Source organism: Campylobacter sp. (genome assembly GCF_052170435.1).
In the GTDB taxonomy this organism is placed as follows: Bacteria; Campylobacterota; Campylobacteria; order Campylobacterales; family Campylobacteraceae; genus Campylobacter_A.
Map to the genome: position 1 here is coordinate 48,903 of NZ_JBQNAN010000011.1, position 9,339 is coordinate 58,241.

Consider the following 9,339-nt stretch of genomic DNA (forward strand, 5'->3'; position numbering starts at 1 on the left):
TAAAAATTATTCGGGCGAATTTGCGACGGATTTATCGCCGTATCGCCCGCATAAAACTACTTTTTCAACTTCTCGTAATCAATCATAAAATCCACGAATTTACTCTTAAAATTCGGATCTTTTATCAGCCCGTATTGTATCGTCGCGGCTTCGATATTGTCGATCTCTTGGTATAGGTGCCCGAGCGCCACTCGGCTTTCCATCGCGTTTGGATCGGTGAGTTTAGATAGCTCCAAAAGCGCGGTTGCGTTTTGCGGGTGATTTGAGCCGATGGCGGCTACGGCTGCTAGAAACAGCGTGCCCGCGTCGTTTATCTTAAATTCGTCGATTATGCGGTTGTAGATCTGATAGCTCTCCTCAAAATCGTTCGTAAAAATGTCGATGTAAGCTAGCGTCTGGAGCAAGTCGGCGTTATTAGCGCCTTGTTTTAGTAGCGCTTTTATCTTCTGGCGTTCGTAGTTTAGTAGGCCCGAGATTTGCAAAAGCTTGATGTATTGCTCTTTGATGATGTTTGCGCCGTGATAAAACGCCGCGTCGTTTAGCCGTTTGTCGTGGAAGTAAATTTGAATCTGCTCGACGTATTTTTTGATGCCTTCATCCTTGTAGTTTGCGATAAAATCAAGAATGTTCGCCACTATATCATCAGGCAACTTTGCCTTTAAAATTTGCGTCTTTTTAGCAAACTCTGCGCCCTTGTCGGTCATCTTTGCGATTATCGCGTCAAAGGACAAATTTAGCGCGGTCTCTTCCTTTTCTTGCTCTAGCCAGCGCATGAGAGCGCCGCTATTGTTTGCGATGAGGGCCATTAGAGCTTGGCTAACCGGCGCGTCTTTCGAGCTAGAGTCGTGGTCGAGATTTTCTGAAATTTCTTGTAGTAGTTTGGTGTTATCTACGGCATTTATATCGTTTGCGATAGCGCCCAGCACGCCTGCTAGGTGGTTCGTCGGGTCTAGGTGATAGCTCGTGATAAAGTGCTTTGCTGCCATGCTAAAGTTGCCCAGCTGCGCGTAGCTAAGAGCTAGGTCGTAGTGTAAAACCGAGTGCTCGGGATATAGCGAGATGAGCGAGGCAAACTGCGCGTTGGCCTGCTTTAGCTTGTAGTTTAGGGCGTTTGCGATGGCTGATGAGAGCTCTAAATTTACCTTTGAGAGCGCGCCGCTAGCGTTTAGGTAGTTGCCAGCCGCGCTTGCGTCGTCCAAAAACAGGCTCACGCCGCCTTTTCTTATGTAGTTTATCGTTTGGTTCGGGTCAAAAACCTTATAAGGCGCGAAGTAAAACAGCGTCTCATATCGTTTGGTTTTATCAAAAAACAGGTCGTTTCTAAAGTGCGCCTGAGCTAAATTTACGTCAAAAAGCTCGGGTTTTAGTATCGTTTTGATCGGGAAATTCGCGTTTAAAAACAACGGATCCTCGTGGAATACGGCTTTTAGTTCGTCGGTCGCAGCCTCAAATTTGCCGTCTTTTAGGTTTATGATGGCTATCATTGCGTTGATTTTATTTGAGTCGCCGTCTCTTTTTAGCACTAAATTTAGCCTATTTCTAGCTCTTTCATACTGGCCGAGCCTTGCGTAAAGCATGCCAAGCGCCAGATCTGCGTTAAACTCTTTTTGCGCTTCGAGCTTTTTTATCGCCTCGGTATCGTCGCCGATAAAGCTTAAAATTTTAGCCGCGAGGTAGTCGTATCGGTCTTTGTAGTAGCCGTTTTCGGCGTGCGAGAGAGCCGCTAGAGCTTCGACGTATTGGCCTTTATAGTAGTTTATGAGCGCGTAGTAGTAGTTATATAGCGGAGTGCCCGCTTCCTTGTACAAAAACGAGTTTGCGAGATTTATATAGTAGTCGAAATTTTGCTCGTTTTTTAGCTCCAGTGAGCTAACTGCGGCGTTTATGGCGCTAACGGCGACGTTTTCGTCGTTAGCGATCGCTTTTTTAAAGCTCTCTAACGCGTCTTCAAATTTACCTTGCCTCATCTGCGAGACGCCTAGATTGTAGTTTGAGAGGCTTTGGTTGTAAACGGCGATGTTTTCGTAGATTTTCAGCGCTTCAAATTTATTGCCCTTTTCGTAGAGCAAATTTGCCTTAGCGATCATGTCGTCGATCTTTGAGCTGCCGAATTTTTGCGACTCGTAGTGCTCCTCGATATCTTTTACGATCTGTTTTTCGTCTATCGGCGGCTTTTTCTCGCCTCTAAAAACGAAAAACAAAACTATGGCCAGTATAATGACGAACGCACCCGCCGCTCCGCCGAAGATAAAAAGCTTTTCCTTGCTTTTTTTGGCCTCTTCTTGCTCGTCTACGGGCTGTTCGACGGCTACGGGCTCTAGCTCGTCAAGCGAGACCAGACCGTCGCCGTCGCCGTCTTCTTGCTCGTCTAGCGATTCCGTTTCTTCGTCTTGATCAAAATCGGCCTCTTCGAGGATTACTACGTTTTCGTCGTCGTTTTTCGCCACTAAATATACCTTTTAAGAACTTCCGGGATATCGATGCTGCCGTCTGCTTTTTGGTAGTTTTCCATTATCGCTATGAGCGTTCTGCCTACGGCTAGGCTCGAGCCGTTTAGGGTGTTTACCAGAGCGTTTTTCTTGCCGTCTTTGTAGCGGATTTTAGCTCTGCGAGCTTGGAAGTCGCGGGTATTTGATACCGAGCTTATCTCGCGGTATTTGTTTTGTCCAGGCAGCCAGACCTCGAGGTCTATCGTCTTTGCCGCGCTAAAGCCCAGATCTCCGCTACAAAGCAACATATGGCGGTGCGGCAGCCCAAGGCTCGTTAGCAAGTCGCTGGCGCACGCTACCATCTCGTCTAGCATCTGCGCGCTTTGCTCGGGAGTCGTGATAGCTACGAGCTCGACCTTTTCAAACTGATGTTGGCGTATCATGCCGCGCGTGTCGCGTCCGGCGGAGCCCGCTTCTTTGCGGAAGCACGCTGAGTAGCAAGTCATCTTTATCGGTAAGCTCTCTACGGGTAAAATTTCGTCGTTGTAAAGATTCGTCACCGGCACTTCGCTAGTAGGGATCAGATACAAATCCTCGCCCTGAGCTTTGTATAGATCGTCTTCAAATTTAGGCAGTTGTCCGGTGCCGTAAAGCGTATTTGCGTTTACCAAAAACGGTACGTTAACTAGCTCGAAGCCGCGCGCGTTGTTAAAGTCGATCATATAGTTAACTAGAGCCCTTGACAGGCGCGCTCCCATGCCCTTTAGCACGCAAAAACGCGAGCCTGAAAGCTTAACTCCGCGCTCGAAATCAAGCCAGCCTAAGCTCTCGCCAAGCTCGTAGTGTTCCTTTGGCGCGAAGTCAAATTTGGTCGGCTCTAGTACCGTTTTTACGCAGACGTTGCTTTCTTCATCGGCGCCAAACGGCACGTCGTCGTCGGTGATATTAGGCACGCAGCTTGCGATGTTTTCTAGCTTTTCCTCGTATGAGCGCACGATATCGGCGGCGTCGCCCATCGCGGCTTTGTTTAAATTTAGCTCGTTTTTTAGCTCGTCGGTGTTCTCGCCGTTTCTAGCCTTTATGCCTAGCTCCTTGCTCTTAGCGTTTTGGATCGCTTGGAAATTTTCTAGCGCTTGACGCTTTGCTTTTAGCTCGTTAAACGTCGTCAAAAGCTCGTTTAAAACCTCGGGCTTTACGTTTTTTCCTTGTAGTTTTTTTACGAACTCGTCGTAGCGAGTGTCGAGTAGTTTTAAATTTATCATGTCCTCTCCTTAAACCATAAACATAACTTTAGCAAGTATTACGATGACCGCAGCCGCCGCAAATGCAAACGGATGAATGTTGCCTAGCGGGCTAGGGCGCTTTAGTATAAATTTACACGTGAGATTGGTCGCTACGGCTGCAAATATCAGCATCACCAAAATAACCTTTATCATCAAGGCGGTTTGTAAATTTGACGCGAAATATCCGCCCGCCTTCGAGCCGACCCAACTACTCATCATCATGCCGCCGGTTAAAATCAAAATCAGCAGGCAAAGCGGCATAATCTTTATCGCGACGCTTGAGATAGCCTGCTGCGCTTTTTGCGCTATTTCTGCGGGCAGTTTGGCCTTGGCTCTTGAAAAAATAATCACGTCGAAAAATAAAAATCCGACGAAAATGATAGCGCAGATCAGGTGAATAAGCTGCGCGTAAGGGTAGATTGCTTGCACTTTTTTCCTTTAAATTTATTTGTATATGCCCGTTGCGGCGCGTATTTTTTCCATTATCGGCGCTGCTACGGCTTGCGCTTTTTTCGCGCCTTCGTTTAAAATTTCATCCACTTCGCCCGCGTGATTTAGATAATAATCAAATTTCTCTCTCGCGTCCGCAAAATAGTCCCAAACTAGCTCGTTTAGATACATCTTAAAGTGTCCGTGTCCTTCGCCGCCTCGCTCGTACCGCGCTTGCAGGGATTTTTGTCCGTCCTCGTCCAGGAATAATTTAGCGATATTATAGACGTTGCAGTTTTGCCACTGCTTAGGCGCTTCAAGCGGCTCCGAGGTCGTCACGATGCTTGAAATTTGCTTTTTTAGCTCTTTTGCGCCGGCGAAAATATCTATCGTGTTTCCGTAGCTTTTGCTCATTTTTGCGCCGTCTGTGCCTGGCACGGTAGCGACGCTTTCATCGACTTTGTATTCCGGCAGGACGAAGATGTCGCCGTGCTCGTTATTAAATTTGATCGCGATGTCGCGCGCGATCTCGACGTGCTGGATCTGATCCTTGCCCACGGGCACGACCTGCGCGCCGTATAGCAGGATATCGGCCGCCATCAAAACCGGATAGCTAAAAAGCCCGTGATGCGAGGTTAAGCCCTTTGCGACCTTGTCCTTGTAGCTGTGCGCGCGCTCGAGCAGGCCCATAGGCGTGTATTGGCTCAGTATCCAGTAGAGTTCTAAAACCTCTTTGACGTCGCTTTGCACCCAAAATACGCTCTTTTGCGGATCGATACCTAGCGACAAAAACGCGCTTGCCGCCTCATAGGTGTTTTGTTTTAGCTTCCCCGCGTCGGCGACCGAGGTCATGGCGTGGTAGTTTGCGATAAACATAAACATCTCGTTTTGCCCCTGCGCCTCAACCATTTGTTTGATCGAGGCGAAGTAGTTGCCTAGGTGTAGTTTGCCGCTTGGTTGCAAACCTGTTAGTACTCTCAAATTTTATCCTTTTTTGCGGCTTATCTTTTTCCGCTTTACTTTCTACTCTGCTTCGCCCGTAGCTGCAAGCAGAAGTTAGATTTTGCTTCGCTTCACTGCGACGCACGAAAAGTGCGCCTCATTCGCAAAGCAAAATCTGCCGCGTCTAGCGAAAAAATATCGCGCCTTATTTTTGTTTTTATAAAATTTGCACGGCTATTTGACAATATTGCCGCTTATTAAATTTTACAATCTGCAAATTTAAAAATTTTATCTGTCTTTTTTGCGCTAAATTTTGCAATTCGTCAAATTTAGACTCGAATTTTTAACTCGCTTAAAAATTCGACGTTTACCGTTTAAATTTCAGCTATACAAACTGCGTCAAAATTATTTCATGCCGACGCGGACGAACGCTACCGCTTTAAATTTGAAGCCCAAATTTACGCTCAAATTTCAACCCAAATTTTACTTAATCCTTTTTTATTTTTTCTAAAATCTCTTTCGCGACTTGCTCTAGCCCTTTGCCTTCGACGTCGATTATGAGATCGGCGACGCTTTTATACATCTTTTTTCTCTCGTCAAAAAGCTTTTTAGCCGCATTTAAATCCTTTAAAAGCGGGCGTTTGGCGTAGTGCATCTGCGCTTCGCCGCTCTCGTCGATTCGCTTTAAAATCGCTTCGAAACTTGATTTTAGATAGATGATTTTTCCGATTTTTTTAAGGCCTTTAACCTTTGCAAAGCCCCCGCCCGCGGCTATCACCGAGGATTTTACGTTTTTGGCTAGCTTTTTAGCGAGTTTTGCCTCGCATTTTCTAAAATACTCCTCGCCCTTAGTCTCGAAAATTTCTCGGACTTTTAAATTTTGCTCGCTTTCGATCAGCTCGTCGGTGTCTAAAAACAGCTTGCCCGTTTTTTTCGCGATATGCCTTGCTACCGTACCTTTGCCAACGCCCATAAAGCCGATGAAAACTAAATTTTTACTCACTTTTTCCCTCGTTTTCCTCGTCCGAGCCGCTACGATTTTTAGGTATCAGCACGATTGGAGTGCCTGATAGCTCGAATTTCTCGCGCAGTTTGTTCGTTAGGTAGCGTTTGTAGCTAAAGTGCAGGGCGCGCGGACGATTCATCACGAGCGCGATTTTCGGCGGTGCGAAACCAAACTGCACCGCGTAGTAAATTTTCACGCTTTTGCCCTTTTCGCGCGGTATCGGGTGCGCTTTTACCGCCTCTTCGATAGCTTCGTTTAGCCTTGCGGTTTGGATTTTTTGCGTGTAGTTTTTATAAACTTCTAAAATAAGCGGGTAAATTTTATGCACTCTTTTGCCGCCCAGAGCCGAAACGCTGATGATCGGCGCGTAGGCTAGAAATTTAAATTTATCCCTGATCTCGCGGCTAAATTTATCAAAATCTTCCTCGCTTTTGTCCCATTTGTTTAGCACGATTATGACGCCAAGCTCAAATTTAGCCGCTAGGCCCGCGATACGCTCGTCAAGCTCGGTTAGCGGCTCGGAGCTATCAAGCACCAAAAGCGCGATGTCGGCGAGCTCGAGCGCGGACTGGGTGCGGTTTAGCGCGTATCTTTCGATGCCTTCTATCTTGCCGCGTTTTCTGATACCCGCCGTATCGACGAACTCAAAAACCCTATCCTCATAGACGAAAGTCTCGTTTACCGGATCTATCGTCGTGCCGGCTATGTCGCTCACGACCGCGCGAGATTCTTTTACTAGCGCGTTTAGAAGCGAGCTTTTGCCGACGTTTACGCGTCCGATGATGCCTACTTGGATATTTTTGCGTTCATAATCCTCGCGAGCCGATATCTCCCTAACCACCTCGCCGTCGTCGCCGAAATTTTCTAAAAACTCGTCTAGATCCTCGCCCGTGTCGGGGCGGATCTCGTCTTTTAGCTGTTTATAGATCCAGTCCGCTAGTTCGTCGATGCCCGCGTTGTGGCTGACTGAAATAGCAAAGCTCGTTTTTGCGCCGAAATTTGCAAATTCGTAGCTTCGCAGCTCGTCTTTTTTGCTGTCTATTTTGTTGATTACGAGCGCGGTCGGTAAATTTAGCTTTAAAAGCGCGTAGTATAGGGCTTTATCCTCGTCGCTAGGCATCATTTTGCCGTCGACCATAAAGATGATGGCGTCCGAGCTTCTAGCTTCGGCTAGGGTTTTTGCCTTGACGTTTTTAAAGAGCTCGCTACTATCGTCTAGTCCGCCGCTGTCGATCAAAACGCAGCTTCTGTCGTAAATTTCTATAATCGTTTTGTTCGTATCTCGCGTCGTACCGCTAACGTCGCTGGTGATGGCTATACGTCTGCCGGCTAGGCGGTTAAAGAGCGAGCTTTTGCCAACGTTTGGCTTGCCGACTAAAATTATCTTTTGCAAAATTTTCCCTTAAAAATCCCGTTAAATTTGCGGCCGACTTCGCCGCTTAAAATCCCGATTATACAAATTTTTTGCTTACATTGTTTATAAATTTAAGCCGTTTTGCATTACAATACGCCTAAATTTAAAGGAAAAATTTTGTTTCGTAGATACGTTTTGCACCATTTGGGCGCTTATTATATGATCATCGCGTGTATGTTTTTTGCCGCCGTCGGAGGCTTTGCGAAGGTTTTGAGCGAGCAGATGCCCAGTATCGAGGTCGTGTTTTTTAGAAATGCCGTGGGGCTTGCTATCGTGCTTTACGCGATTTACAAAAGGCCGCCGACGCATCAAAAAGGCGGGCAGCTTTTTGTGCTGATGTTTCGCGGATTTATCGGTACGATCGCGCTTTTTGCACTTTTTTACAACATCGCTCACATAAATTTAGGCGCGGCTTATACTTTTCAAAAAACCAGCCCCATTTTCACGGCGATTTTTGCGGCGATTTTCTTAAAAGAAGCGCTTAGCAAAAAGGGCTGGGGCGCGATATTTCTAGGCTTTATCGGCATACTTTTTATCATCCAGCCAAATTTAGGTATCAACAAAACCGACTGGCTGGGGCTTAGCAGCGGCGTTGGGGCTGCGCTTGCGATGCTAAGCGTCAGAACCCTGCGAAAAAGCTACGACACGAGCGTCATCGTGCTTAGCTTTATGGCGTGGGGGACGGCTTTGCCGATGCTTTTGATGGGCGTTGCGGAGTGGGTCAAATTTGAGCCTTTAGACTTCTTGCTTTCGCCTTTTGTAGTGCCGAATTTTAAAGGTGTAATCCTAATCGTACTAATGGGGCTTGCGGGCTATTTTTTCCAGTTTTATATGACGAAAGCGTATGCGGCGAGCAAAAAGGCGGGCTCGGTCGCCGCGATAAGCTATATGGACGTCGTATTTTCGCTGGTAGTGGGCTTTTTTATGGGCGATACGCTACCTAATGCGGCGGCGTTTTTTGGTATAATGCTGGTCGTTATCAGCGGAATAATCGTAGCAAGGGAGAGATGATGATACTAATAGCAGGGCCTTGCGTCATCGAGAGCGAACAACTCGTTTTTGACGTGGCAAAAAGGCTAGTTAAATTTAACGAAGATAAGCGGATAGATTTTTATTTCAAATCAAGCTTTGACAAGGCAAATCGCACGAGTATAAGCTCGTTTCGCGGACCCGGACTTAAAAAAGGGTGCGAAATTTTAGCCAAGGTCAAAAAGGAATTCGGCTTTAAAATTTTAACCGATATCCACGAGAGTTATCAGGCTGCACCCGTAGGCGAAGTGGCCGACGTGCTGCAAATCCCGGCGTTTTTGTGCCGCCAGACCGATCTGCTCGTGGCTGCGGCTAAGACAAAAGCGGTCGTAAATATCAAAAAAGGGCAGTTTTTAGCCGCCTCTGCGATGAAGCATTCGGTGAAAAAAGTGCTAGAAACAAGGGGCATTAGCGGCGATGGATACGAGGTCGCTAAACAAAACGGCGTATGGCTAACGGAGCGAGGCAGCACCTTTGGCTACGGAAATTTGGTTGTAGATATGCGAAATTTGGTGCTCATGCGCGAATATGCGCCGGTGATTTTCGACGCTACTCACAGCGTGCAGATGCCGTCGGCTTTGGGCGAGAAAAGCGGCGGCGATGCTAGATTTGTACCGTATCTAGCGCGAGCCGCGGCAGCTGCGGGCGTGGACGGATTTTTCTATGAGACGCACGTAAATCCGTGCGAGGCGCTTTGCGACGGGCCAAATATGCTAAATTTAGACGAACTAGACGCAAATATCACTCAAATCTTTAAGATAAAAGACGCCCTAGGCGATGCAAACTAAGGGCTTTTTGTGGGTGCTA

8 protein-coding genes are annotated in these 9,339 nt (G+C 47.1%); 2 read left to right on the forward strand and 6 right to left on the reverse strand.

Annotated elements, in window-relative coordinates:
• Window positions 1-56 precede the first annotated feature (56 nt).
• From ACTTJF_RS06030 to der, 6 genes are all read right to left on the reverse strand, one after another.
• A complete protein-coding gene (locus ACTTJF_RS06030; RefSeq protein WP_442551191.1) occupies window positions 57-2,447 on the reverse strand; it encodes a tetratricopeptide repeat protein in 2,391 nt (796 codons plus the stop codon).
• Window positions 2,447-3,691 (reverse strand): serine--tRNA ligase, encoded by a 1,245-nt coding sequence (gene serS, locus ACTTJF_RS06035; protein ID WP_442551192.1) that lies wholly within the window; start codon window positions 3,689-3,691, stop codon window positions 2,447-2,449. The genes ACTTJF_RS06030 and serS overlap by 1 nt, the downstream gene beginning before the upstream one ends.
• A 9-nt stretch (window positions 3,692-3,700) precedes the next feature.
• Window positions 3,701-4,141, reverse strand: a complete 441-nt coding sequence (locus ACTTJF_RS06040; protein ID WP_442551193.1) for a copper resistance protein CopD — start codon at window positions 4,139-4,141, stop codon at window positions 3,701-3,703.
• 15 nt (window positions 4,142-4,156) lie between these two features.
• Window positions 4,157-5,122 (reverse strand): tryptophan--tRNA ligase, encoded by a 966-nt coding sequence (gene trpS, locus ACTTJF_RS06045; protein ID WP_442551194.1) that lies wholly within the window; start codon window positions 5,120-5,122, stop codon window positions 4,157-4,159.
• 448 nt (window positions 5,123-5,570) lie between these two features.
• Window positions 5,571-6,086 carry a shikimate kinase gene (locus ACTTJF_RS06050; RefSeq protein WP_442551195.1) on the reverse strand — a complete coding sequence of 172 codons (516 nt, stop codon included), beginning with the start codon at window positions 6,084-6,086 and terminating at the stop codon, window positions 5,571-5,573.
• Window positions 6,079-7,482, reverse strand: coding sequence for a ribosome biogenesis GTPase Der (der, locus tag ACTTJF_RS06055; RefSeq protein WP_442551196.1), 1,404 nt, complete (start codon window positions 7,480-7,482; stop codon window positions 6,079-6,081). Before der ends, ACTTJF_RS06050 begins: the two co-directional genes overlap by 8 nt.
• A 102-nt stretch (window positions 7,483-7,584) precedes the next feature.
• Here der and ACTTJF_RS06060 point away from each other — a divergent pair, with 102 nt between their 5' ends.
• Together ACTTJF_RS06060 and kdsA are read left to right on the forward strand one after the other, a co-directional pair.
• Window positions 7,585-8,514, forward strand: coding sequence for a DMT family transporter (locus tag ACTTJF_RS06060; protein WP_442551197.1), 930 nt, complete (start codon window positions 7,585-7,587; stop codon window positions 8,512-8,514).
• The gene (gene kdsA / locus ACTTJF_RS06065) at window positions 8,514-9,320 is read left to right on the forward strand and encodes a 3-deoxy-8-phosphooctulonate synthase (RefSeq protein WP_442551198.1); all 807 of its coding nucleotides are present in this window, start codon (window positions 8,514-8,516) and stop codon (window positions 9,318-9,320) included. Before ACTTJF_RS06060 ends, kdsA begins: the two co-directional genes overlap by 1 nt.
• The last annotated feature ends 19 nt before the right edge of the window (window positions 9,321-9,339 follow it).

What these genes read in the sequence shown, in the direction of transcription:
- serS (WP_442551192.1), bottom strand. Translation starts at nt 3,691, where the DNA reads ATGATAAATTTAAAACTACTCGACACTCGCTACGACGAGTTCGTAAAA.
- kdsA (WP_442551198.1), top strand. Translation starts at nt 8,514, where the DNA reads ATGATACTAATAGCAGGGCCTTGCGTCATCGAGAGCGAACAACTCGTT.